General features: G+C 42.5%; 23 protein-coding genes. 4 read left to right on the top strand and 19 right to left on the bottom strand.

Translation table 11 applies throughout. From position 1 onward, the window contains the following. Positions 1-11 precede the first annotated feature (11 nt). Together B6A27_RS05060 and B6A27_RS05055 are read right to left on the bottom strand one after the other, a co-directional pair. Complete coding sequence (locus tag B6A27_RS05060; protein ID WP_066148122.1) at positions 12-1,550, bottom strand: fatty acid--CoA ligase family protein; 1,539 nt, start codon at positions 1,548-1,550, stop codon at positions 12-14. Positions 1,551-1,940: 390 nt separating this feature from the next. After that, positions 1,941-2,675 carry an MBL fold metallo-hydrolase gene (locus B6A27_RS05055; RefSeq protein ID WP_080860510.1) on the bottom strand — a complete coding sequence of 245 codons (735 nt, stop codon included), beginning with the start codon at positions 2,673-2,675 and terminating at the stop codon, positions 1,941-1,943. A 152-nt stretch (positions 2,676-2,827) separates the two neighbouring features. Between B6A27_RS05055 and yhfH the strand changes: the two genes are divergently transcribed. After that, positions 2,828-2,965 (top strand): protein YhfH, encoded by a 138-nt coding sequence (gene yhfH / locus B6A27_RS05050; RefSeq protein ID WP_080860509.1) that lies wholly within the window; start codon positions 2,828-2,830, stop codon positions 2,963-2,965. Positions 2,966-3,003: 38 nt separating this feature from the next. Here the strand turns inward: yhfH and B6A27_RS05045 are convergent, their stop codons facing one another. The 14 genes from B6A27_RS05045 to B6A27_RS04980 all read right to left on the bottom strand — a co-directional run bounded on the left by B6A27_RS05045 (position 3,004) and on the right by B6A27_RS04980 (position 19,812). Then, positions 3,004-3,831 (bottom strand): carbohydrate ABC transporter permease, encoded by an 828-nt coding sequence (locus B6A27_RS05045; protein ID WP_066148117.1) that lies wholly within the window; start codon positions 3,829-3,831, stop codon positions 3,004-3,006. Between the two features lie 15 nt (positions 3,832-3,846). Then, positions 3,847-5,148, bottom strand: a complete 1,302-nt coding sequence (locus B6A27_RS05040) for an ABC transporter permease subunit (protein WP_080860507.1) — start codon at positions 5,146-5,148, stop codon at positions 3,847-3,849. 89 nt (positions 5,149-5,237) lie between these two features. Continuing rightward, the gene (locus B6A27_RS05035) at positions 5,238-6,545 is read right to left on the bottom strand and encodes an ABC transporter substrate-binding protein (RefSeq protein ID WP_080860505.1); all 1,308 of its coding nucleotides are present in this window, start codon (positions 6,543-6,545) and stop codon (positions 5,238-5,240) included. A gap of 60 nt (positions 6,546-6,605) precedes the next feature. After that, positions 6,606-7,622, bottom strand: coding sequence for a LacI family DNA-binding transcriptional regulator (locus B6A27_RS05030; protein WP_066148110.1), 1,017 nt, complete (start codon positions 7,620-7,622; stop codon positions 6,606-6,608). Positions 7,623-7,759: 137 nt separating this feature from the next. Continuing rightward, positions 7,760-10,162, bottom strand: coding sequence for a YhgE/Pip domain-containing protein (locus tag B6A27_RS05025; RefSeq protein ID WP_080860504.1), 2,403 nt, complete (start codon positions 10,160-10,162; stop codon positions 7,760-7,762). 71 nt (positions 10,163-10,233) lie between these two features. After that, on the bottom strand, positions 10,234-10,806 hold the full coding sequence (locus B6A27_RS05020) for a TetR/AcrR family transcriptional regulator (protein WP_044745648.1): 573 nt from the start codon (positions 10,804-10,806) through the stop codon (positions 10,234-10,236). Between the two features lie 97 nt (positions 10,807-10,903). Continuing rightward, positions 10,904-12,334: a protoporphyrinogen oxidase gene (hemY, locus tag B6A27_RS05015; RefSeq protein ID WP_080860502.1), complete on the bottom strand. Its 1,431-nt coding sequence runs from the start codon at positions 12,332-12,334 to the stop codon at positions 10,904-10,906. 17 nt (positions 12,335-12,351) lie between these two features. After that, positions 12,352-13,287, bottom strand: coding sequence for a ferrochelatase (hemH, locus tag B6A27_RS05010; protein WP_066148102.1), 936 nt, complete (start codon positions 13,285-13,287; stop codon positions 12,352-12,354). A 10-nt stretch (positions 13,288-13,297) separates the two neighbouring features. Continuing rightward, positions 13,298-14,347 carry a uroporphyrinogen decarboxylase gene (gene hemE / locus B6A27_RS05005; RefSeq protein WP_080860796.1) on the bottom strand — a complete coding sequence of 350 codons (1,050 nt, stop codon included), beginning with the start codon at positions 14,345-14,347 and terminating at the stop codon, positions 13,298-13,300. Between the two features lie 140 nt (positions 14,348-14,487). Next, positions 14,488-15,663 (bottom strand): M20 family metallopeptidase, encoded by a 1,176-nt coding sequence (locus tag B6A27_RS05000; protein ID WP_080860500.1) that lies wholly within the window; start codon positions 15,661-15,663, stop codon positions 14,488-14,490. Positions 15,664-15,809: 146 nt separating this feature from the next. Beyond that, on the bottom strand, positions 15,810-17,204 hold the full coding sequence (locus B6A27_RS04995) for a hypothetical protein (protein ID WP_066148095.1): 1,395 nt from the start codon (positions 17,202-17,204) through the stop codon (positions 15,810-15,812). Positions 17,205-17,367: 163 nt separating this feature from the next. After that, positions 17,368-17,871 (bottom strand): antibiotic biosynthesis monooxygenase family protein, encoded by a 504-nt coding sequence (locus B6A27_RS04990; protein WP_044745643.1) that lies wholly within the window; start codon positions 17,869-17,871, stop codon positions 17,368-17,370. Continuing rightward, positions 17,868-19,076: an ABC transporter permease gene (locus B6A27_RS04985; RefSeq protein ID WP_080860498.1), complete on the bottom strand. Its 1,209-nt coding sequence runs from the start codon at positions 19,074-19,076 to the stop codon at positions 17,868-17,870. The genes B6A27_RS04990 and B6A27_RS04985 overlap by 4 nt, the downstream gene beginning before the upstream one ends. Next, on the bottom strand, positions 19,069-19,812 hold the full coding sequence (locus B6A27_RS04980) for an ABC transporter ATP-binding protein (RefSeq protein WP_304528556.1): 744 nt from the start codon (positions 19,810-19,812) through the stop codon (positions 19,069-19,071). The genes B6A27_RS04985 and B6A27_RS04980 overlap by 8 nt, the downstream gene beginning before the upstream one ends. Positions 19,813-20,301: 489 nt before the next feature. Here B6A27_RS04980 and B6A27_RS04975 point away from each other — a divergent pair, with 489 nt between their 5' ends. After that, on the top strand, positions 20,302-20,724 hold the full coding sequence (locus tag B6A27_RS04975) for an HIT family protein (RefSeq protein ID WP_066148085.1): 423 nt from the start codon (positions 20,302-20,304) through the stop codon (positions 20,722-20,724). A gap of 33 nt (positions 20,725-20,757) precedes the next feature. On the opposite strand, the gene B6A27_RS04970 is transcribed toward B6A27_RS04975, so the two are convergent. Then, entirely contained in the window at positions 20,758-21,591 is an 834-nt protein-coding gene (locus B6A27_RS04970) for a peptidylprolyl isomerase (RefSeq protein ID WP_066148082.1), read from the bottom strand. A 380-nt stretch (positions 21,592-21,971) separates the two neighbouring features. Between B6A27_RS04970 and B6A27_RS18425 the strand changes: the two genes are divergently transcribed. Then, on the top strand, positions 21,972-22,064 hold the full coding sequence (locus tag B6A27_RS18425) for a YjcZ family sporulation protein (protein ID WP_063504933.1): 93 nt from the start codon (positions 21,972-21,974) through the stop codon (positions 22,062-22,064). 42 nt (positions 22,065-22,106) lie between these two features. Here B6A27_RS18425 and B6A27_RS04960 read toward each other — a convergent pair whose 3' ends face one another. Continuing rightward, entirely contained in the window at positions 22,107-22,286 is a 180-nt protein-coding gene (locus tag B6A27_RS04960) for a hypothetical protein (protein ID WP_066148079.1), read from the bottom strand. Positions 22,287-22,823: 537 nt separating this feature from the next. Here B6A27_RS04960 and B6A27_RS04950 point away from each other — a divergent pair. Then, on the top strand, positions 22,824-23,162 hold the full coding sequence (locus tag B6A27_RS04950) for a YhaI family protein (protein ID WP_044745637.1): 339 nt from the start codon (positions 22,824-22,826) through the stop codon (positions 23,160-23,162). Here the strand turns inward: B6A27_RS04950 and B6A27_RS04945 are convergent. Beyond that, complete coding sequence (locus tag B6A27_RS04945; RefSeq protein WP_172798649.1) at positions 23,157-23,753, bottom strand: HTH-type transcriptional regulator Hpr; 597 nt, start codon at positions 23,751-23,753, stop codon at positions 23,157-23,159. The two genes, B6A27_RS04950 and B6A27_RS04945, sit on opposite strands and share 6 nt — an antisense overlap. Between the last annotated feature and the right edge of the window lie 22 nt (positions 23,754-23,775).

Genomic DNA, 23,775 nt, shown 5'->3' with positions numbered 1-23,775 from the left:
TTGAATATCGCTTAGCGTGAAGTCAATTGCTCCTTCAATGCCCTTCTTAAAATTTTCCCGGTTGTATTTTTCGGAATTTCGTCTAAAAATTCAACCATGCTTGGCACCTTATACTTGGCAAGATGCTCCCGGCAATATTCGATCAGCTGTTCCTCTGTCAAATCGGCATTCTTAGATACAACAAAGCACTTGACTGCTTCTCCAAAATCGGGATCAGGAATGCCGATGACCGCTGCTTCAACAATGTCCGGATGACTGTACAGCACCTCCTCTACCTCGCGAGGATAAACATTATATCCTCCGACAATAATCATATCTTTTTTGCGATCAACGATATAAAAATATCCTTCCTCATCCATTTTCGCCAAATCTCCGGTGTAAAGCCAGCCGTTGCGAAGTGCATGAGCCGTTTCCTCCGGCATTTTATAATATCCCTTCATCACGTTCGGACCGCGCACAATTAATTCGCCGACTTCTCCGACTGGCACTTCCTCGCCAAATTCGTTCACCACTTTATTTTCCACATGTAAAATGCTGCAGCCAATGGACCCCGGTTTGCGCGGACGATCAAGCGGATTAAAACACGTAACCGGAGAAGCCTCTGACAATCCATATCCTTCTGATACAATCACTTTAAATTTTTGTTCAAAATTTTTAAGCAGCGCCACCGGCATCGAGGCTCCGCCAGAGATGCAAAGCCGCAATGTTTGAAAATCCTCCGCTTTTCCGTGTTCATATTGGTACAAAAAGTTGTACATTGTTGGCACCCCAGCAAAGATCGTCGCTTTCTCCTCTCTAGCAAGCTGAAAGATTTTCGCAGGGCTGAATTTTGGAACAATCAGCACCGTTCCGCCATTCATCAACGGCGCATTGAGCGCAACGGTCAAACAAAAAACATGAAACATCGGCAATGTAGCAATCACGCGATCGCTCTCGTTTATTTTTAAATAATTGGCCGTATCTTGCGCGTTGCTATACAGATTCTTATGTGTCAGCATCGCTCCTTTCGGCTTTCCTGTCGTTCCTGATGTATATAAAATAACCGCTGTATCATCCTCAGCAAGCTGCGGTCCTTGATAATCAGCCACACCAGCCTTTAAGACGTCTGTAAACGATTTCATTTTGCCGGTGAATGAAATAGGCTGATCTTTTCCTTGCGGTGTGTCACATACGATGACATGCTCAATGTTTGGTAAGCGAGATTCCATTTTCTGAAATAGCGGAACAAGCAAATCTAAGCCTATAACCGCTTTCACATCGCCATTGGTTAAAATATAACCAATTTCATCAGGCGTATAAATCGGATTGACCGGTATGACCGTCGCTCCCGTCCGCAACGCTCCATATAATCCAATAATGAAGTATGGCGAATTTCCAAGCAATAGCGCAATGTGATCCCCTTTGCCAACTCCCATGCTGGCTAGTCCGCTCGCAAACCGCGAGATTCGTTCATGCAATTCTTGATATGTACAGCTTTCTCCTTCAAACACATACGCTTTCTTCTGTGGCAGCTGCTTGGCCACCTCTGCCAATCGCCACGATAAATTCATAAAACCCTCTCCCCTGCTTAATCAATGAATGAATCATCATTCATTTAATAATAAAAAAATTCTAAATATATTATATTTTATAAAAAAGAGAAGCGCAAGAAAAAAGCCACGCTCCTCCATTTTATCGATCTGTTTTTTCTTGTTATTCTAATAGCGGCATTCACAAAGATGCTAGCCACTATCATTCAATTGTTTTGAAAAACCGTTCAAATGATCCGCTAGATTGTATACGATCATCAACAAGATATATGAATCTAGGCTGTCGAGAAATCTCAACAGCCTAGAAAGCCTGCGTTTTTTTCTTCTATCGCATTCCAAAAGCTAGTCATTATTTACTGCTTGTTTTTCATTTTATGATGGAATCAAAAGGGAGAAAGTTCGTGCGTTTGTTTATCTTTCCCATACAAGCCCTGTCGCTGCAAGCTTTACTGTTCCGGCAAATATCGTTTTTGCTTCCTGAACGAGCTGCGCGTGATCTCCGAAATGCGGCAAATGCGTTAATAACAAGGTTCCTACGTTCGCATCGCGGGCGATGGCTGCCGCTTCTTCACTTGTCATGTGACCAGCTGGAGCCGCGTTTTGTCCCGCATAAAAGTTGCTTTCACAAATGAATAAGTCGGCATTTTGCGAAAATGGCACAAACTCTGGTAAGTAGCTGGAATCCGCCGTATAAACAACCGTGAAGCCTCCCGCTGTGATGCGCATGGCGTAGCAAATCACCGGATGCGCAGTTTTCATAAATTGAATCGCAAACGGTCCGATTTCCAACGGTTTCTCTGGATCGTACGCGACCGCTTTTGTGATCTCTTTGTGAGCGAGGCGCGCAAAACCCAACGAGTCAAATGGATGACCGTAAATAGGCAGTTCTGGCAATGAAAATCCGAGATTTTTCTTAATCAGCCACGCATATTGGAGCGGTCCGATATCGGCCACATGGTCATGGTGATAATGCGACAAGATGACGGCATCTAGCTTTTCCACTGACACATAATTTTGCAATTTTGAAAGCACTCCGCTCCCGCAATCCACTAATAACCGAAATCCATCATATTCCAATAAATATCCAGACGTTGCTTCATTGGCGGCTGGGAACCCGCCCCAATATCCAATGACCGTTACTTTCATCATCACTCACCTCTACATATGTAGTCTTTTTTATATCATACATAATTCTCCAACATTTTTCACGATTGTGGAATTTTGTTTTAAAACAGTTATTGACTTATTGAACACTGTTATAATACAATATAAATAACAAATCAACGGAGGCGATTCCCATGCTAATGAAAATTTCTGAATTTTTCAGAAACCTTCCGCCTAAAAAATGTACAGATTGCGGAAAAGAAATCGAAGAGCAGCATGAATGTTACGGCAATAAATGCAACGACTGTTTAGGCGTGATCCATCATCATTAATAGAAAAAGGATGCTCGCTAGTAAGGAGCATCCTTTTTTTATTCTTTTACAGATCCAGATGTTAATCCAGAGACAATCCGCCGCTGAAATAATAATACCATGATCACGAGCGGAACCGTCACAATCACGGTTGCAGCTGATAGTTCTCCCCATGGAATCGTATATTGTCCTTGGAACATCGCAATTCCAACCGGAACCGTTTTATATTTTTCAGCTGTGTTGATCGTCAAAGCAAATAGAAATTCATTCCAAGCAGCAATAAATACAAGAATCGAAGTTGTAAATACCCCTGGTACTGCCAGCGGCAAAATGACTTTAAAATACGTTTGCATCGGCGTAGCTCCGTCCATTTTCGCTGCTTCCTCTAAATCAAATGGGATTTTTCTAAAAAACGTAACAAGCAGCCAAATAGACAATGGTAAAGCAAAGGTAGTATACGGAATAATTAAACCTAAATAGCTATTCGTTAAACCAAATTTTTTAACAAACATGTAAATGGGGGAAATCGTCGCAATTTGCGGAAACATTGACACGGCCAAGACCAATCCGAGAATGACGGCCTTTCCTTTAAATTCAAGACGTGCAATGGCATAGGCAGCAAATGCCGCCACAAATACCGTATACACGGTGGTAATGGTCGCAACCACTGTGCTGTTCCACAAATATCGCAGAAATGGATAATTGACAAACACAGAAACGTATGATTCAAAGGTAGGATGGCTCGTAAACCATTGAAACGCATGATCGCCAAACAGCTCGCTCAACGGTTTCACTGAACTAAGTAAAATCCATAAAAATGGAAACATCACAAAAAAGATAAAAACGGCTAAACAAACATAAAATAATGGTCCAGCTTTTTTAGACATCGTCTCACCCCTCCTTTATTTTTTTGCGCCATCCGAGAGCAAGTCCGCGCCTAATAGTTTAATATAAATCATGGAAATAAGAGCAACACATATAAAGACAATAACGGCTAATGCAGAGCCTTCTCCAAAGTTCGTTTGCGAGAACATCATTTTATAAGCCAAAATGGAAATCGTTTCTGTCGAATTCGCTGGACCTCCGCCTGTCAGCACATAAATGAGATCAAAAACACGGAAGGCATCCAGTGTGCGGAATAGTAACGCAACAAGAATGCTTGACTTCAATAGCGGCAGCGTAATTTTTGTGAACTGCTGCCATTTGGTCGCCCCATCAATGGAGGCTGCTTCATATAAGGAGCTTGGTATGGTCTGTAATCCGGCCAGCAAAAGTAGGGCCATATAAGGAGTTGTCTTCCATACATCAGCAAAAATAACAGCAAACATCGCTCCTACTTCTGTTGTCAATAAATCCCCCATCCGATGAACAATTCCAATATCCTCAAAATATTTCGCGACAATCCCATTCTGTCCATCATATAAAAATTTCCACATTAATGCTGACACAGCTGTCGGGATTGCCCACGGAACAAGAATGGCGGCCCTCACTAATCCGCGGCCAAAGAAGGTTTTGTTAATTAAAAGGGCAATTCCTAATCCCAAGACTAGTTCAATCGCTACAGAAATGATCGTAAAAGAAGCGGTATTCCACAATGCTTTCCATGTACGCGTATCACCAAGGCTGTCCTTGTAATGCTGCCAGCCAATAAAATTCGGTTCCACAACCACTCCCTTTAATCCCTGAGCAAGTCCGACAATTTTATCTGCCTGTTTTAAATTCCCCTCTTCTTTCATTTGAGAAAGTGTTTTGATTACTTCTCGGACGTTATTTTGGAACTGCCGGGCGGCTTCCTCATCAATCTCCACCATTTTAAGCTCATCGCTTGGTGACTCGAAATTATTTAAAGCCTCATCCACTTGATCGTAGCGTTTGGCTACTTCCTGATCTGCGCGAATCGTCTGATCCATTTTTTTCAGCTTTTCCTCGACATCTACCAGCGCTTTCTTCGCGTCAGGATTTGCTTGTGCCATTTCCTGTGTTAAAGAGCTTTTTAAAAACGGATAATTTTGTAAATAACCTTCGAGATCAAGGCTATAATTCAGATGAATGGAAGATTTAGTCGGATCATTTAACCGATAATCAAACAGGCTGTAATAAAATGATTGAATAACCGGCCAAATGGCCACCGCTAAAATAAGCAGCAGCGCTGGAGCAACAAGCGAATATCCTAATATTTGTTCTGCGCGTTTTCCGTTCCTCATGCGGTTCTCCTCCTATGCCATAAAGGATAATTAGCCTTCAGCGCTGAACAAACAGCGATCTGAAGGCTAACCAAATCGTTGAGCAACAATTATTTGTTTAAGGCTGCCTTAATTTCTTTTTCCATGTTTGCAGCTGCTTGCTCAACCGTTAATTCTCCGGCAAGAGCTTTTGATACATTGATTTGAATGATTTCTGACACTTCCGGATAGTTTGGCACAACAGGGCGCGGTACCGCTGCATTAAGAGCATTAACGAATCCTTGCTCACCAAAGAATGGATTCGCTTTGAGCACATCCGCATCTTTATACAACTCTGGAAGCGTTGGAGCAAGTCCGCCGTAAATAGCTGAAATTTTTTGCCCCTCTGGTCCCGTCATAAACTTTACGAATTCCCAAGCCTCTTTCGGATGTTTCGAATATTTGTTAATGGCTGTCATCCAACCTCCTAAAGTAGCGGCAGATCCTTTATCACCCGCTGGAAGCGGTGCTACGCCAACCTTGCCGACGATTTTCGATTGAGTTTGGTCATTGGCCAGTGCATATTGGTAAGGCCAGTTGCGAATAAACGGGGACTGTCCTTCAATAAACGCCGTATGCGATTCAGGCTCTGTGAATGTCGTAATATTGCTTGGCACGGCATCTGATTTTACAATTTCGACCATTTTCTTCAACCCTTTGATCGCTTCTGGGCTGTTTATAACAACGTTATTATTTTCATCCACGATTTTGCCGCCATAGGAAGCAATAAACTCGACTGCGTTACATACTAATCCTTCATATTGCTTTGCCTGCATTAAATAACCAAACTTGGTGCCTCCTGTTCCTTTTAATTGCTTCGCCATGGCTAATAATTCATCCCATGTTTTTGGCACTTTGTCCTGAGGCACAAGATCGGTACGATAAAAGAGCATTCCAGCATCAATAAATTTCGGTAACGCCCACTGCTTTCCGTTGAAGTTACCGGCCGCTAACGCCCCTTGATTGTACTTGCTGAGATCGATACCATCATTATCAATAAAACGGTCAAGTGGCAGCGTATAGCCCGCCTGAGCAAACTCAGCAGGCCAAACCACATCAAGATCCATCACATCAATTTCCGCTGATTGAGCATTCAGCATCGTTACATATGAGTCGTGCTGCTTGCCTGTATCAGCGGGCATTTCGCGGAACTCTACTTTAATGTTGGGATGAGCCTTTTCAAACGCTTCAATCACCTTTTCCGTCGCTTTCGTAGAATCTTGGCCACGCGCATACACAATGGTTACTTTTTTGTCTGATGAGTCTCCTTTGTTTGTTTCCTTTTGATCAGCCCCTTGATCGCTGTTGCCACTAGAACATGCCGTTAACCCGAATGTAAGCGCTAACAAAGCAGAAGATAGTTTGACCGTTTTTTTCATACGTGTCCCCCCCGTATCGTACTAAACAGCTTCAGAAATCGATTTCAAAACCTTGAAGGCTTATAATGTCACCAGTTTATTCGATGATACCGTCGACTCTCTGACGATCAATTCAAGCGGAAATTCATATACTTCACGACATCGATATTTGCGGGAATGAATTTTTTCCACCATTATTTCAAGCGCCTTCTGGGCCATTTGCTCAACCGGCTGGTATACAGTCGTAATCGTCGGCTCTATTAATTCCGTAATTTCTTGATTGTCAAAACCTACTACGGCAAGCTGCTCAGGGATGCTGCAGCCATGCTTATTTGCCTCAGAAATAATTCCAGCGGCTACTTCATCGCTGCCTGTGAATACGGCGGTCGGAGGTTCAGAAAGCGCCATCATTTCATGAAACACGCGCCGGCCGCCCTCGCTGTGAAACACATTGCGGAATGCGTATTGTTCATTAAATTCAATTTTATATTCCGCAAGCGCTTTGCGAAATCCTCTTTCCCGATAGCTGGCGACATTGCTGCGCGCTCCGCCTTGGCAATACGCAATGCGGCGATGGCCTTGTTCAAGCAGATGCTTTGTCGCTATGTAGCCTCCTTCTACTTGATCAAGCATCACGGATGGAACGTTCGCTTGTTCGTCAAACTCATTGCACAGAATGATTGGACCATAGTTTAAAAACGGTTCAATGACGTTCCAATCATTTTGCATAGATGCTAAAATGACGCCGTCTACTTGTTTCATCTTTAATAAATTCATATAATTTAATTCTTTTTCCGCCGAATATCTCGTCTGGCAAATAATAAGCTGGTAGCCATGCTCAGCAGCAGCAATTTCCATCGACTCTACTAAATGGCTAAAAAACGGATTCATGATTCTTGGAACAAATAATGCAATCACATCTGTTTTCTGACTTCTCAAACTTCTTGCCGAAGAATTCGGAACATATCCGAGCTGCTCCATCGCTTCGATGACCAATTTCCTTTTATCTTCTGACACATATGGATGATTGTTAATCACTCGTGATACAGTTGTCCGAGAAAGCCCTGCCAGCTTCGCTACATCTTCAATCGTTGGCATCGCTGCATACCCCCTTTCTTGTTGGAGTGCCGCGCCTTTCGCGGTAATGAAATCGTTTTCATATTTGAATTATAATCAACTTTCCAAAAACATTCAACTAGCAATCTCAAAATTTTTTGACAAAAGCACCTCGGCCGTTACGCCTGAGGTGCTTCTGTCATCTGTTTTGCGGTCTTATGAAATTTCCGTTTATGCCAATATATGAAGTATAAGGCTGTGCTAAATGCACCGAATACTAGATAAATCGCAAGAATAGCCGCGTTTTCCCACATGAAGGAAAAATCTCCGCTGGAAATGACAGATCGGAACCCTTGAATGGAGTATGTCATTGGTAAATAAGCCGTTACATGCTGCAGAGCCTTTGGAACTAATTCAATAGGGAACGTCCCTGCGCTCGCTGACAATTGCAAAATGAGAATGATAATTCCAATAAATCGGCCCGGGTCCTCTAACGTTGTGACAAGAAATTGGATCAATGCCATAAACGCAAAGCTGACAATGATACTAAAAATGATAAATCTCGGGGCGCTTTGTACATGGACTCCTAATCCGATAAGCAGCACCAGATCCGCAAGCAATGCTTGCACTGTCCCAATCAGCATCATCACACCAAATTTGCTAATGAACCAGCTTAATCCAGAACGCGGCACGCCCGCTGGTGAACGTAGCGGAAATACAATAGTCGAAAGAAGCGCTCCTACATATAATCCAAGCGATAAAAGATACGGAGCCATTCCTGTTCCATAGTTCGGCACATGGTGAATGGATTCGGTTTTTAGCTTTACTGGTTCCGCAAACATATGATAAACTTCATTATTTGCTTTAACATTTCTGGATTCTTTTGCCCCGTCTGTAAGTTTTTGCGCAAGTTCTCCCGATCCGTTATCAAGTTTTTCCATACCATTGACTAATTGATTCGATCCATCCGTTAATCGATTCATTCCTGTTAGAAACTGGGAAGCGCCATTTTCTAACGCTGTCATACCGCCGGCAAGCTGGCTAGATCCGTTGGCTAACTGGCTTGCTCCATCCTTTAAGCGTCCTGAACCATCCGCAAGCTCTTGTAAACCATTGGAGAGCTGATGGCTTCCATTGGCGAGATCAGCCGTTCCCGCTTTCGCTTCTCCCGTTTTTTCTTCTAATACCGCTAAGCCTTGAATCACTTTTCCTTGACCTTCTACAAGAGCGCTCGCTCCTTCTGCCAGCTTCTGTTGACCGTCTATCACTTGCTTAAAGCCTTGGTTGAAGGCATTCTCCCCGCTATAAAGCTGAAGCGCTCCCTCTGCCAGCTGATCGGCTCCAGCTTTTAGTGCCGTGGCGCTAGCAGTGAGCTGGCCGATTCCCTCCGTTGTTCGTTTGCTTCCTTGCCATAAAGGCTGAAGGTGATTTTTTAGCGTTTGTAATTTTGCTTTTTCCTCCTCAGTTGGTGCTTGAGCAATCATTCCATCTAACTCGGTTACCACTTGCTCCAGTCCGTTGCTGACTTGCATCGCTCCATCCTTTGTGCTTTCAGCCCCTTGCTGCCATTGTGACAATGATGCAGAAAGCTCTCCGCTTCCCTCCTTTAACTGTAGAGAGCCGTTAGTCAACGATGGCAGTGCTTCTTGTAGTTGTTCCATCCCTGACAGTGATTGCTGAATTCCTTCCAAAAGACTCTTTGTGCCACCTTCTGTTTGCTTCGCTCCATTAAGCAGTTGGGATTGACCTTCATGTATTCTTCCCAATCCGCCATTTAGCTGCTGAAGGCCGTCATTTAAACGCTGGGAACCTTCACTGGCCGATTTCACCCCGTTTTCAAAGGCAGCTGACTTCTCCGCTAAGAAAGTTAAGTTTTGATTGATGGCTTCTGCCCCAGTCTTGGCTGATCCAATCCCTTTCTGAAGCTGGCTGCCTCCTGTTTGTGCAGAATGAAGGCCCTTCTGCAATTGAACGGCCCCGTCCTCCGCAGTTGAAATCCCATTATTTAATTGTTTTGCACCAGCGCTCGCTTCCTGTAATCCTTTCGCCATCTTCTGTACATTTTCAAGCATTGCTTCTGCATAAGTCGCCGTTACCGTGCGGGAGATTTCCTCTTTGATTGCTTCAACCGCTTTATTTCCGATTTGTGCTGATAAAAAGTTCATCCCTTCGTTCGGCTTATAAACAATCTCCATTTGCTTCGGATGTTCATTTTGTAAGGTTGTGGCGTTTTCTGAGAAATTTTCAGGAATCTCGACAACCATATAATACTTGCGCTGCTTTAACCCTTTATTTGCTTCTTTTTGCGACACAAAGTGCCATGCGAACGTGTTTTTTTCTTTGAGCTTTTTCACAAGTTCGTTGCCAATCTCCAGCTTTTCTCCATTTAAGACAGCGCCCTTATCATGATTAACAACAGCAACCGGCAGTTTATCTAACTGCCCATACGGATCCCAAAACGCCCATAAAAACATTCCGCTGTACATTAATGGAATAAAGAGTATAGCAATAATCGGAATCAATATTTTTCGATTGGTAGCAATCGACTTAATTTCCTGAAGCAACAATGAAAACTCTTTCATTGTCTCCCTCCTTTTTAGACACCTGACCATTTTGTTCATTCAGTCATATTTTCAAAAAAGAAGAAGGACCATCATTTTGATAATCCTTTGAAAAAATATAGCTCAAATAATTCGGCAATTTTTTCTTTTGAGAGCGGCTCGTGCTTTTTTTCCCATTCAAACACAAGCGCAAGATACATTTTCAGCATTAAAAATGCCGTGATTTCAGCATCACATGGACGAATTTCCCCCTTCTGCATGGCCTCTTCAATTTTATCGCGAATATAGGCAAGAATCGCCTCATCTAGTTTATGCAGCACCTCTTGAACCGTAGGAGTGCCGATATCACGTACTTCCTGCAAAAGCTTAATCGTCAGCTGATGCTGTTTGCGAAACTCTAAAATGCGGTATAGCGCACGATGAACATTTTCAAAAAAGGAACGATTTTCATCGATCGACTGCTCAGCTGCTTCTTTAATTTCAATAATAACGGATGAAATAATTTCTTCGAGCAGGTCTTCTTTGCTATTAAAAAAAGTATAAATCGTTCCCTTTCCGACATTCGCCATCTTTGCCACTTGATCCATCGTCGTCGCCTTATATCCAAACAGCGAAAAAGATTGCGTAGCAGCCTCAATAATTTGCTGCTTTCGATTCACTGACATTTTCCTTCCTCCCGCAAATTGACTAAATGAACATTTCAGTCATATGGTATAAGGAATGTTACCATAGAACAAAGAAAAAGTAAAGAGGTTAACCTTGTTAGTTAACCTCTTTTAGCGCTTTTCTATTCATTTCTAAATAATCCAGTACTTTTTTGACCGCTTCCTCCCCTTGATCAATACAATCGGGCATTCCCAATCCTTCATAAGAACTGCCCGCTAAAAATACGCCCGGAAGGTGTTCAGCCATTTGTGATTTTATGGTCTCGATTCTTTCTTTATGGCCAACCGTATATTGCGGCATCGCTTCCTTCCATCTGGAAACAATCGAAAATTCCGGATTGCCATTAATGCGCATGATTTTATTTAAGTCATCAAGTACAACCTTGACGATTTCATCATCCGATTGCTCCACGATTGTTTCGTCTCCTGGACGCCCGACATAGCAACGCAATAACGCTTTGTCTGCCGGAGCGGTATGCGGCCATTTTTTATGCGTCCACGTGCAGGCCGTTATCGTATAATCGCTGCGTCGCGATACAACAAAACCTGTTCCGTCTATATCTTGTTCAATCGCTCTCTCTGGAAAAGCAAGCGCTACTGTCGCAACTGAAGTGGACGGAACCGCTTTAAATGGCGCAAAAAACGGATAATCAGAAAGCATGGATGGCACTGTTTGATGCGGAGTGGCAATCACGATGCTATCGGCTTTCCATACATCACCATTGCTTAAATATAGCGAATAATTCGTATGTTTTCTTTCAATTTTTTCAACGCGAATGCCTTTGAGTACGCTTCCGTGCTCCAATCGTTTTTCAATCTCATCGACTAGTGATTGCAGCCCCGTCGTTAACGTCTGAAAAGCCCCTTTTTTGTTTTTCTGTCCTTCTTGTTTTGGAGTTGTCCGCTTGGTTCCCAGCACAAGGCTTCCATATTTTTGCTCAACATGGAAAAATTGCGGGAATGTTGCCATCAAGCTCATTTGGTCGATATCTCCAGCATAAATTCCTGATAAAAGCGGTTCAATCAAATTCTCTACTACTTCATCCCCGAGTCTTCGTCGAAAAAATTGTCCCAGTGATAAATCTGCGTCTGTTTTGGTCGGCGGCAAAATAAAATCGAATGCCGCCCGCAGCTTTCCAACCGGTGAAAATAACCCTGTTGTCACAAAAGGGCCTATCTTCGTAGGAATTCCCATCACCGCACCGCCAGGGATTGCATATAATTTTCCATTCACTAATATATACGATTTTCCTGTTGCGTTGTGCACGATTTTATCTTGAAGCCCCACTTCATGGACAAGGCGAGACGCGCTTTGCTTTCGCGCTAAAAATGAGTCAGGCCCCCGTTCAATCACAAAACCGTCATGAATGACCGTTTGAATTTTTCCGCCAAGTCGGTGTGTAGCTTCAACCAGCTTGCATTCAATCGGTAGCTGCTGTTCTCTAATCGCTTTTTGTAAATAGTAAGCAGCGGCTATTCCGGCAATTCCTCCTCCAATGACAATGACCGTTTTCTTTTCCTCACTCACCGTTTCATCGCCTTCTTTTACATAAGTTTCATATGCTTTAAAACCACTGTTGCTAACGCATCGATAAAGGAAGGATGAGCATTTGGCATTTCTGGACGGTAATAGCTCGCTCCGATTTCCTCCGTCACTTGTTTACATTCAATATCATTATCATAAAGCACTTCTAAATGATCAGCAACAAATCCAACCGGTAGATAAACAAAGGACGTGTAGCCTTTTTCCTGATGCAGCTGCCTTGTCAAATCTTGCACATCTGGTCCAAGCCATGGCTCTGGCGTATTGCCGGCGCTTTGCCATCCCACTGCATAATGAGTGACTCCTGCTCCTTTGGCAATCATCTCTGCCGTTTCTTGTAACTGACTTGGGTACGGATCGCCTGCAGCTATAATTTTTTCCGGCAAGCTGTGAGCCGATACAATCAACACCGCTTTCTCTCGTTCTTCTTTACTCATTTGGCCATATATTTCTTTTACTTTTTCCACCCAATACTCAATAAATTTCGGTTCTTGATACCAGCTTTCAATCGCATGGATGATTGGACCGTTCAGCTTTTCGGCCTCTGCCTTGGCGCGCGTATTGTACGATTGAATGCTAAAGGTTGAAAAATGCGGTGCGAGCACAAGGCTCACAGCCTCCTCAATCCCATTTTCGTGCATTTTTTTGACCGCATCCTCGACAAATGGTTCAATATGCTTTAAACCTAAATACATGCGAAAGTCGATCTTATCTTGGATTTCATTTAAATGCTGTTCTAACGCTTCAGCCTGCTCTTTCGTAATTTTCGCTAAAGGAGAAATGCCGCCAATGGCTTCATAGCGCTCCTTTAAATCTTGAAGCTGTTCAAGAGGCGGCTTTCGCCCATGGCGAATATGCGTATAATAGCGTTCGATATCCTCTTCTTTATATGGGGTACCATATGCCATAACAAGCAGACCCATTCTCTTTTTCGCCATTTTGAACACCTCATTTTCTATTTTGCGATGTATATTCATGTATAAACGCGGTTAACCGCTTCAGCGTCTCTGGACGAATCTCTGGAAAAATGCCATGTCCTAAATTGAACACATACCCGGATTGCTCCATTCCCTCATCTAAAATTTGTTTAACCCTTGCTTCAATAACTTCCCAAGGCGCAAGCAGCACAGCAGGATCTAGGTTTCCTTGAAGCGCTTTTGTAATTCCTTGAGCTCGCGCCTCTTTAATCGATAAACGCCAATCCACCCCTACGACATCGAGCGGCAAATCGTTCCACTCTTTTGCCAAGTGGCTAGCACCCACACCAAACATGATGAGCGGAACATTTTCCTCGCGAAGCTCCGAGAAAATCCGTTGCATGGTCGGCTTAATAAAATAACGATAGTCTGGCACATTGACCGCCCCAACCCACGAATCGAAAATTTGAATGGCTTTTGCCCCTGCTTTAATCTGAGCTTTCACGTAGCGAATGGTCATATCCGCCAGCTTGTCCATCAACGCAAACCATGCTTTTGGCTCTGCATACATAAACGCTTTTGTTTTATTGTAATTTTTTGAAGGTCCCCCTTCAATCATGTAGCTTGCTAGTGTAAATGGTGCACCGGCAAAACCGATGAGCGGAACTGTCAGTTGTTCGGTCGTTAACAAGCGAATCGTTTCCAACACATAAGGAACATCTTCCTCTGGCTGGATCTCTCCGAGCTTCTCTACATCTTGAAGGGAACGAATCGGATTAGCGATGACCGGACCGATCCCCGCTTTAATATCCACTTCCACTCCGATTGCTGGAAGCGGTGACATAATATCTTTATAAAGAATGGCTGCATCAACCTGATATTGTTCGACAGGCAGCCGAGTGACATAGGCGCACAACTCTGGCTGGTGCGTAATTTCAAACAAAGAGTACTTTTCTTTTAGAGCCCGGTATTCCGGTTGTGAGCGTCCTGCCTGTCTCATGTACCATACAGGAACATATTCTGTTTTTTCCCCAAGACAGGCGCGCAAAAATGTATCATTAAATGGTAGTTTCGTTGTCATCATCATCCGCCTTCCTTTATGACATTTATGCCGTTACATAAGAAAACTTGGCCACAAGCCAAGCTGTGTACAATTACAACTATACAAGTTTCTCTCTTTAATGTATAGAAAACATAACGAAGTGTCAAAAAATTGACGATTTATTTTGTCAAATATGACAGAGCAGCTGTTCCAAGCATTTTAGCAGCAATTAACATCGCTCTTTCATCAAAATCAAATCTAGGATGATGATGCGGAAATGGGGAACTAACCTCCTCCGCTTTCGCACCAGTAAAGAAAAAGGTTCCCCTTACCTTTTGCAAATAGTAGGCAAAATCCTCTCCGCCCATACGCGGCTCCACTTCTTCAATCATCGTAACCTCAGAAACCTGCTTCGCGATGTCTACAATCAGCTTCGTTTCTTCTTCATGATTGACAACTGGCGGATATCCCTTTGTATACGTATACTCATACAAACAATCCGCAGCTAAACAAACGCCTTTTGTAATCCGCTCAATTTCTTTCTCAATCTCATCGCGCACAGCTTCATCAAAGGTACGCACTGTTCCAATCAGCTTTGCGGTATCGGCAATGATGTTAAAGGCGTTATCTGCGATGAATGATCCAACTGACACGACAGCTGGCTGCAAGGGATTCACACGGCGGCTGACAATTTGCTGCAAAGCAAGCACAAGCTGTGAGGCTACAACGATCGCATCTTTGGTGCGATGCGGTTCCGCACCATGGCCGCCCATCCCTTTGATCGTTATTTCGAATCGGTCAGCAGCAGCCATAATCGGCCCTGTTCGATATTGAATTTTTCCTGTCGGTTCTGTTGCCCATAAATGCGTGCCAAAAATAGCATCCACTCCTTCCAAGCATCCCGCTTCAATCATGGAAATGGCCCCGCCTGGCGCATATTCTTCAGCATGTTGATGAATCAGAACAATCGTTCCAGCTATTTCCTCCCGTATTTCGTGAAGCACTTTACCTAGTACAAGCAATGACGCCGTATGTCCATCATGTCCGCACGCATGCATCACTCCAGGAACTGTTGATTTGTATGGAACGTCCTTTTCATCTTGAATAGGCAGCGCATCAAAATCAGCTCGAAGCGCGACCGTTTTCCCCGGTTTTCCCCCGTGAATTTTGGCGACTACTCCATTACCGCCCACCTGTTCTTGGACAGGAACGTGTAACGCTTTATAATAATCAGCTATGTACTTGGCCGTTTGATATTCTTGAAATGATAGCTCGGGATGCTGGTGCAAATAGCGGCGAATCGACACCATTTCATCATAATAAGCCTCTAGGCGTTCATATAATCGAATATTCATTTTCTCTCCCCCTGTTTTTTTCCTTATTATATCATGATATGACAAAAGCTGCCTCTTTAATCAAAAGGCAGCTGAAATAGATGCAAACGAAAAATCTCCTGAACCCTCATGCCTACATTTCTTTTAGGGGCGGGGCAGTGAATAGGTCAAATCAAAAACATCGCAACAATGGTGGTTACGACTAAGCCAATCGTAACAGGCACCAAATTCCGCCGGGCTAGCTCAAATGGATCAACTCCGCAAATCGCGGCAGCTGGAATTAAAGCCCAAGGAACAAGCGTGCCTCCTCCCACCCAAATGGCAGAAATTTGTCCAAGCGCTGTCAGTGTAGCAGCACCTGTGCCGATGGCCGTTGAAAATAAATGCGCAATCGAACCGGCTAATGAAATGCCTGAAAATCCAGAGCCGTCTAATCCTGTAATGGCTCCCACGATTGTTAATGTGACCGCACTAATTCCCTTATTTAGAGGAACAAGATGAGCTAATGCCACTCCCAAATCATTGACAATCCCATGTGAAGAATTTGGTAAGTACTCACCGATAATCTTCGCAAATCCTGTATCACCAAGATAAAAAAATGCAGCAATCGGAATAACGGCGCCAAATATTTTAAAACCAAATTGAAAGCCTTCAATAAAATAATTCGTAATCTCTTCAAAGCTGTTTTGCTTATGAGCAAACAAAGCGATTAAAATCAAGATAAAAATGGAGGTGCCTCCAACTAAAGCGGTAGCATCTCCTCCTTGCAAATGCAAGTAGGACATAGCCACAACATTGAGTGCAAATAAAAACAAGATCATAAAAGCAAACGCTATTTTCGCTTTTTTGGATAGCAGAGAAGGAGGCTGTTCGGCTTTTGCCGCGGTAACGTTTTCATTAAGAGGTGAGCGTAGCTTCCCATTTTTCATATCACGGCGCAGCAATATAAACGCCGTTACCGTTGTTACGATCCCCATCACTAAAACAAGCGGAACGCTCGCAGCCACCACCTGTGAAACCGGGAGATTGGCGGCATCCGCTGTCAGCTTAGGCGCTCCTTGAATGACAAAATCACTTGATAATGCAATGCCATGTCCAAACAAGTTCATAGCCACCGCTACTCCTAAAGCTGGAAGCCCTGCGCGGATAGCAACAGGCAAAAGGACTGCTCCCATAATCGCTACTGCCGGTGATGGCCAGAAAAACCACGAAATCACCATCATTAAAAGTCCGATCGTCCAATATGCTCCACCTGGCGTTCGAATCAGCTTAGCAAATGGAGAAACCATCATATCATTGATGCCCGTGGCCGTTAATATTTTGCTCATTGCCACAATAACGGAGATTACCAAAATCGTTGGCAATAGCTCGGTAATCGCATAAATAAAACTGTTAAACACCACGCTAACGGCAGTGCTTAGTGAATGTGTGGCCACCATCCCCAGCAAGAAAATACCGATAATACAAACAAACGATGTATCTTTTCGTGCGACCATAAATCCAATAATCAGCACGATAAACAGCAAATACATCCAGTGTAGCGCTGTTAGCTCCACTCCCATACCTTATTTCCCCTTTCCGTTTTCCCCATCACGATAAACAAGGCGTTTACCTAACGGATGTGCTTACATGATATGAAAAACGGAAAAAGGTGTGACCGCCCCATTTCCTCGGAAATAGTCGAAAAAACAAAAATGCCGCTATAATTTAGCGGCATTTGAAATTTTATTCAATAATGCTATAAGTTGTTACGTAAGAAGGGCGGGGAAAGAGCTTAACTTGCTGTCCTTCTTCTTCTTTCGCTTTTCGTTCGTGATGTGCTTTTTCAAACGCGCGCGAACGCTGCCAATTTTGAAAATGCTCTTTTCCTTCCCACAATGTCATAATGATATACGTATCGTTTGATAAAGGGCGTAATACACGAATAGCGACAAATCCTGGTTCTTTTTCAATTAATCCGGCCCGCTGACTAAAGCGGTATTCAAATAATGGCCTTCCTTCATCTGTCACCGGAATATGATTGAGCACGGCAAATGATCCTCCTAAGTTTCCAACCGCATCAATCACTTCGTAATGACGCGGCTCCTGAAAAACCGTACTGCCATCTGTTTCATGAAAAAGCGCGGCTCCATCTTCTCCTTCAAGCAATAGCATCGTTTCATGAGCATAGCTGTCTTTCAATTTTTGCAAATAATCTCTTGTTCCTGTGGTCACATATATCTTTTTCATCTATTCACCCTCCTGCGCCGATTGAAATAAAAAAACAATAGCCAGTAACTAAAAACCAAACCAATAAACAGCAATAATAGACCATGCACCACATAGCCGAATACAAGCATAAAGAGCGCAAACACGATATTTTGTCCAAGCAAAAGCCAAAACAAAAGCTGAAGCACGGTTTTTTTCTTCAACTGATCAGACAATGGATATAATTTATAAAAAATATTGGAACGATGGTGCTGCTGAAGCCTTAATAATTGAAATCCAGTGGCATAAAGGAAAAATAAAGCAGCGATTATTTTCCCATAGATAGGCGGTACAATATAAAGGACAAGGCAGGAAATACAAGTTAACCGTATGTAAAGTCCCAAATAATCTCCTGCTCTTAAAAACGTCCGTAAATATAAATAACGAAACGCCTGCTCTTGACGATACGGGACAAAGGATAAGACAAAATCCATCCATTTACGACGCTTCGCCCGCTCTTTCAAATGAGGAACATCTGTAAAAATGTTAGCTAGCCGATAAAATGATAGTTGCGCCTTTTCTTCTTGAAGGATCAGATGTTCCCAGTTCAGCCCTTTTCGCTTCGTTGTCTGCATAAAGTAGAAAGACAAAGCCGCCATAATAAGCAGTAGCATACCCCAAAATAGTATGGATACGTTTTTTAACAAAAAATACAGAAAGACCATATTAAAAAGCAGTCTTGTTCCATAGCCGAAAGAACGAGCCCCCGTCGTTGCAAAACTTTGCTCTTTCCAACCAATCCACATATTCCATCCCTTTAAGGCTAATAAAATGATCCACAGCAGCCATATCGATAATGCCGAAAACTCGAGATGTAACGGAGCCAGAGCCAAAACAGCTAAAGAAAGCAGAGACGCCTGCATCCCCCAGCTGAATACAAAGGCGCGGCGAAGATAAGGCGTAAGTTTTGCTTCAGCCGGCAATAAAAAGACAAGATCCGCTTCTCTAAAAAAAGTGCGGACAGAGCCGTATGTAAGAAACATCGAAAGAACAACAGCTTCTACCATTGCATAAGGAAAGCTGCTTGTTAACGTTTGTAGCCATCGCTGATAGGCAAACGCACCAGCTCCCAAGCCAATCAACACCACAAACAACAAATGATCATTAAGCATATACCGCAAATAACGCCTTCGTTCAGAGCCGTAACGAACGAAGCGCTGCTTCCACAGTAAGCGGCTATCAAGCATATTCCTCTTCCTTTGTTAATTCAATATAAATCTCATCTAATGTCGCGGTCGGGAGCTGAAGCTGTTGGCGCAGTTCTTCTAATGTTCCTTTTGCCTTTACCTTGCCATGATGAAGAATGACAAATGCATCGCAATATCTCTCAGCAGTCGCTAAAATGTGGGTTGACATTAAAATACCGGCTCCTTTTTCTTTCATGCTTTGAATCAGCTGAAGCAGCGATTGGATACCAAGCGGGTCAAGGCCGACAAAGGGCTCATCAATAATATAAAGAGACGGCTCAATTAAAAAGGCGCACATAATCATGACTTTTTGCTTCATTCCTTTTGAGAAATGAGCCGGAAACCAAGACAGTTTTTTCTCCATGCGGAACTCTTTTAACAGCAGAGGCAGCCGATTTTCATATTCCTCTTTTGGCAAGCCATACGCCATCGCCATTAATTCTAAATGCTCTTTTAATGTTAATTCATCGTATAAGATCGGTGTTTCCGGTATGTATGTAAACTGACTGCGATACCATTGTGGATCATCGGCAAACGTCTTTCCATTGATCGTAATCGTCCCTTTCCTCGGCTCCATTAATCCAATAATATGCTTAATCGTCGTGCTTTTTCCTGCGCCGTTTAAACCAATCAACCCGACAATTTTGCCGGTGTCTACCGCAAACGAAACATCCTCAAGGACATTTCTGTTCGTATAACCGCCATGTACATGTTTCACTTCTAAAAGCGCCATGATTCGTTTTCCTTTCTTCCTAATTCAATCGCGTTACCGTCATTTTATCAAAAAAACTTGATTTTTTCCAAAAATGAGAAGCATATAAGAGGCTGATTAGGAGATGATAAATAACGAAGAGGGGATGAGGAACCGCTTAAACAGCTATTGATGATCATTGTGATTTGGTGAATCGTCCAAATTGAAATGAGGTGTTTACAAAAGATAACACCGCTTAAAGCAAAAGAGAAATCTCTTGTAAATGAGGTGTTTGTCGGAGATCATCCAATGATATCCAAGGCTTTTGTTCCTTGTGAAAGAAGATGATCATTGTGAACAAAGAAATGTTCATGAAGTAAAAACCCATAAGTAAATGAGGTGTTCATCAAACGCCATTTCATTGAATAAGTCCTTACCCCTTTTCATGACTGACAGGATGTGGCCATTCCGGCTTACATCCTGTTCTTTTTATGGTAAAATGTAATTAAAATCGCGAGAAAGGTGGCCGATTTTATGAGTGATTGCATTTTTTGCAAAATTATCAATGGCGATATTCCCGCCGCAAAAGTATATGAGGACGAGCATGTGTTAGCCTTTCTTGACATCAGCCAAGTCACAAAAGGGCATACGCTCGTCATTCCAAAAGTACATACAAAGGATATTTTTGAACTTACGTCCGATACGGCAAGCCACGTTTTCCGCGTTGTTCCGAAAATCGCCAACGCCATTAAACAGCAGCTTGCCCCAGTGGGTCTAAATCTGTTAAACAACAATGGTGAACAGGCTGGACAAACGGTTTTCCATTATCATGTTCACCTTATTCCGCGCTATGGAAAAGGCGATGGATTTGGCGCTGTGTGGAAATCACATGCCAGTGATTATACGTTTGCGGATTTACAAACCATTGCCGAGACGATTCAAAAAGGAGTGCAATAATCAAACAGGGAAGCGATCTGCTTCCCTGTTTGATTATTGAATGGCATCTTTAAGATCCTCATCTTCAATTTTCACGTTCGCGTCTTTAATCACTTTCGCTACTTTTGACTCAATCTGTGAAGCGTCAACCTTGCTCTTTTTCACTTCAAATTCGATTTCATCCTTCATTTGTTCGTAGGACGGCTTTTTCTTCTTATCCGTCACTTTAATAATATGATAACCATACTCCGTTTTAATCGGCTGGCTAATTTCCCCAACCTTCAAGGCGTATGCGGCATCCTCAAACTCCTTCACCATTTTGCCTGTACCAAACCAGCCTAAATCGCCGCCGTTTTGTGCAGAGCCTGTATCCTGCGAATACTCTTTAGCGAGCTTAGCAAAGTCTTCTCCTTTATCCAGCTTCGTCTTAACCTCTTGCGCTGTTTTTTCATCCTTGACTAAAATATGGCTTGCCCGTATTTCCGGCTTGTATTGATCGTAATATTGTTTTAATTCTTTTTCGGTTACTTTGACATCCGCTACCGCTGCTTTTTGGCGCAGCAAGTCCAGCTTCACCATGTCACGGATCGCTTTTTCGCCGTTTTGCTGAACAGCTAAATCATATTGCGTTCCGTACATCTCCTTTAAGTTCTCAATTTGCTTATCAATTTCTTTATCCGTCACTTTATACTTCTTGCTTAACACCTTTTCATACACAAGGTCGCGGATGACTTCTTTACCATACCGCTCTTTCATTGCGTTATAAAATTCTTCCTTCGTAATGTCGCCCGCTTTCGTCTCCGCAATGATTTTTGAATCTCCATTGCTACAAGCAGATAGTGCAAGAACAGAAGCTGCTGTCGCAACAGCAATTGTCCATTTTTTCATCCAATTCACAACTCCTACTATCAAAATTTTTTGCAAAAAACTACAACAATTAATATAACACATTTTCCCATAATACAAAAATGTTTTCCCCTATTCCACCATTGCGATTAAGATTTTTTTTCCTAAATATAACGATCTTATGATCCTTCTTCTTCAAACAAGAATAGCAGATGAAGAAAAAATCTATATCACAACTAGAGGCGTCAGCATGTGCCTGAAGCAAGCATTTCGACAGCCTTACGACCGAAACAACGCCGCTTTTCCAGAACTGAAAATGAGCGTGAATGAATATAGGGCACGTGCCTATACACACTTTATCGCGGCTGCATAAAATAAACTATCCAAAAACGAGAGCCCCCTTTTTGAAAGGAGGTGTTATAATGGGTGCACCTGTTCCTTACGCTGGTGGATTCGCGTTGATTGTCGTGTTGTTTATTTTATTAATTATTGTCGGGAGTGCATGGTGGTTCTAAATGCCTAATAAAAAAGCTGGCAGTCATGGCTGTCAGCTTTTTTTATGTAAATAACATTTCAAAATAAGAAGAAATAAGTAAAATAGTGATAAGTACATTAATGGTGCGGAACACGACCGGCTGTTTGTCCTCGGGAATTTCTTTTTGAACACAAAGCGTATTGGTAAGCTGATTAATAGAAAATAAAATAATGACAGCAAGGGGTATGAAGTAAATCGTCATGTTTAACTCCCCTCCTATTCCTTACAAAATTACTTTATTTACTTTACAATTTTTTTCTGGATAAATCAATATGTATTTTACCACCTTTAATTTTCCAGCATCAATAAAGAAATGTACCGATGTTTATGTAATCGTTGTCACTCGACATATTCACATTGACAAAAATATGAAGTTTGCGGTATTTTCCGATGGCCGCACAACCCAACAATGCCGCTTACAGCCAAGTTCATTTACGAGTAAGCAGCTTGTTAACCGACGCTCAGCCATGCTTTGGCGCAGCCGGGCAGATCGGCGACTTGCCTTCCAAGCTTGGATTTTTACGCATAACATTCGCTCATATTGAGCACAAAGACAACAAATGAATCAATTAAATCTGACACGCAAGTGTTGAAGCTCCCCCTTCCTAACTAAATGGAGCTAATAGGAGGAAAAGAATGCTAAAAATTGATGGTTGCCAGACTGTTATGCATACAAAAACTTATAGTTGGTTATTTTCTATTATTTGAATAAAATATATAACAAGGGGGAAGACGACATATGGAAAAACGAATGGCAAAACTTGAGTATCACCGATCACTGCTATTACAAATGGTGGATGAGTCCAAAAATCCTTTTTATTCTCTCGTTATCGCCGCTGATTTGGCAAAAGAAGAAGTAGAAGAAGTTCTTTCCCTTTGTGAAGAATTGAACAAAGAATATGAAAAACAAAAAGCGGAAGGCTTGACGATTTTCACTCCGCTTTTGCTTCATTTTGCCGGCATGCTCCATCCTCGTCTTCCGCTTGAAAAAACTATTGATGCTTTGCTAAAACAACGTTTGTTTGTTCCGCTGATGCAAGAATTTAAAAAGTTGATCGAAACGATTCCTTCCTCATGATTGGCTCGCTACTTCCTTCTCAGCTTCTGGCAACGTCTTTTTTATCAGCTTTCCTTCTTCCTCAATAAAATCTGTTTGAATATTTTCAAACGATTTTTCGAAAATCTCCATGAAATCATCCCCATAAATATTGCGGATAATACACATCATTTCTAAAATTTCTGGAAATTTTCCGTATAGCTCACGCAAAGGCAGTGCTCCATTCAACACAGCATTTTGCTTTGGATCATATGATTCCATCAGCTTCAAAAACACTTGCTCGCCTTTTTCTGTCAACTCAATATATGTGTTGCGTTTATCATCTTGTTTTTTAGAAAAGGACAGCAGTCCTCTTTCTTCTAGCTTTTTGGAAAAGTTAAATGCGGTTGATACGTGCATGACCCCAAATTTTGCGATTTCTGAAATAGAAGCTCCTTTAAAATGATAAGCAATCCATAAAATATGATGTTCATTAATGTTTAGATCGAACGGTTTGATCCACTGCTGCCAATCCTTTTCGATTGATTTCCAAAGCGCTTTGCTTAATTGTGCAATCCGCTGGCTAAACATCATTGCTTCTTTTATGGAATAATGTTGTTCTCCATGTTTCATCGTTCCACCCACTCTTCCCTCA

Source organism: Anoxybacillus sp. UARK-01, from assembly GCF_002075365.1.
Lineage (GTDB): Bacteria > Bacillota > Bacilli > Bacillales > Anoxybacillaceae > Anoxybacteroides > Anoxybacteroides rupiense.
This window is presented reverse-complemented; position numbering and strand designations above follow the sequence as displayed.

What these genes read in the sequence shown, in the direction of transcription:
- B6A27_RS05025 (WP_080860504.1), bottom strand. Translation starts at nt 10,162, where the DNA reads ATGAAAGAGTTTTCATTGTTGCTTCAGGAAATTAAGTCGATTGCTACC.
- B6A27_RS05030 (WP_066148110.1), bottom strand. Translation starts at nt 7,622, where the DNA reads ATGCCAACGATTGAAGATGTAGCGAAGCTGGCAGGGCTTTCTCGGACA.
- B6A27_RS05000 (WP_080860500.1), bottom strand. Translation starts at nt 15,663, where the DNA reads ATGAATATTCGATTATATGAACGCCTAGAGGCTTATTATGATGAAATG.
- B6A27_RS04950 (WP_044745637.1), top strand. Translation starts at nt 22,824, where the DNA reads ATGGAAAAACGAATGGCAAAACTTGAGTATCACCGATCACTGCTATTA.
- B6A27_RS04970 (WP_066148082.1), bottom strand. Translation starts at nt 21,591, where the DNA reads ATGAAAAAATGGACAATTGCTGTTGCGACAGCAGCTTCTGTTCTTGCA.
- B6A27_RS04975 (WP_066148085.1), top strand. Translation starts at nt 20,302, where the DNA reads ATGAGTGATTGCATTTTTTGCAAAATTATCAATGGCGATATTCCCGCC.
- yhfH (WP_080860509.1), top strand. Translation starts at nt 2,828, where the DNA reads ATGCTAATGAAAATTTCTGAATTTTTCAGAAACCTTCCGCCTAAAAAA.
- hemE (WP_080860796.1), bottom strand. Translation starts at nt 14,347, where the DNA reads ATGACAACGAAACTACCATTTAATGATACATTTTTGCGCGCCTGTCTT.
- B6A27_RS05040 (WP_080860507.1), bottom strand. Translation starts at nt 5,148, where the DNA reads ATGAGGAACGGAAAACGCGCAGAACAAATATTAGGATATTCGCTTGTT.
- hemH (WP_066148102.1), bottom strand. Translation starts at nt 13,287, where the DNA reads ATGGCGAAAAAGAGAATGGGTCTGCTTGTTATGGCATATGGTACCCCA.
- B6A27_RS05035 (WP_080860505.1), bottom strand. Translation starts at nt 6,545, where the DNA reads ATGAAAAAAACGGTCAAACTATCTTCTGCTTTGTTAGCGCTTACATTC.
- B6A27_RS18425 (WP_063504933.1), top strand. Translation starts at nt 21,972, where the DNA reads ATGGGTGCACCTGTTCCTTACGCTGGTGGATTCGCGTTGATTGTCGTG.
- B6A27_RS04945 (WP_172798649.1), bottom strand. Translation starts at nt 23,753, where the DNA reads ATGAAACATGGAGAACAACATTATTCCATAAAAGAAGCAATGATGTTT.
- B6A27_RS04990 (WP_044745643.1), bottom strand. Translation starts at nt 17,871, where the DNA reads ATGAAAAAGATATATGTGACCACAGGAACAAGAGATTATTTGCAAAAA.
- B6A27_RS04995 (WP_066148095.1), bottom strand. Translation starts at nt 17,204, where the DNA reads ATGGGAGTGGAGCTAACAGCGCTACACTGGATGTATTTGCTGTTTATC.
- B6A27_RS05020 (WP_044745648.1), bottom strand. Translation starts at nt 10,806, where the DNA reads ATGTCAGTGAATCGAAAGCAGCAAATTATTGAGGCTGCTACGCAATCT.
- B6A27_RS05055 (WP_080860510.1), bottom strand. Translation starts at nt 2,675, where the DNA reads ATGAAAGTAACGGTCATTGGATATTGGGGCGGGTTCCCAGCCGCCAAT.
- B6A27_RS04985 (WP_080860498.1), bottom strand. Translation starts at nt 19,076, where the DNA reads ATGCTTGATAGCCGCTTACTGTGGAAGCAGCGCTTCGTTCGTTACGGC.
- B6A27_RS04960 (WP_066148079.1), bottom strand. Translation starts at nt 22,286, where the DNA reads ATGACGATTTACTTCATACCCCTTGCTGTCATTATTTTATTTTCTATT.
- B6A27_RS05045 (WP_066148117.1), bottom strand. Translation starts at nt 3,831, where the DNA reads ATGTCTAAAAAAGCTGGACCATTATTTTATGTTTGTTTAGCCGTTTTT.
- B6A27_RS05060 (WP_066148122.1), bottom strand. Translation starts at nt 1,550, where the DNA reads ATGAATTTATCGTGGCGATTGGCAGAGGTGGCCAAGCAGCTGCCACAG.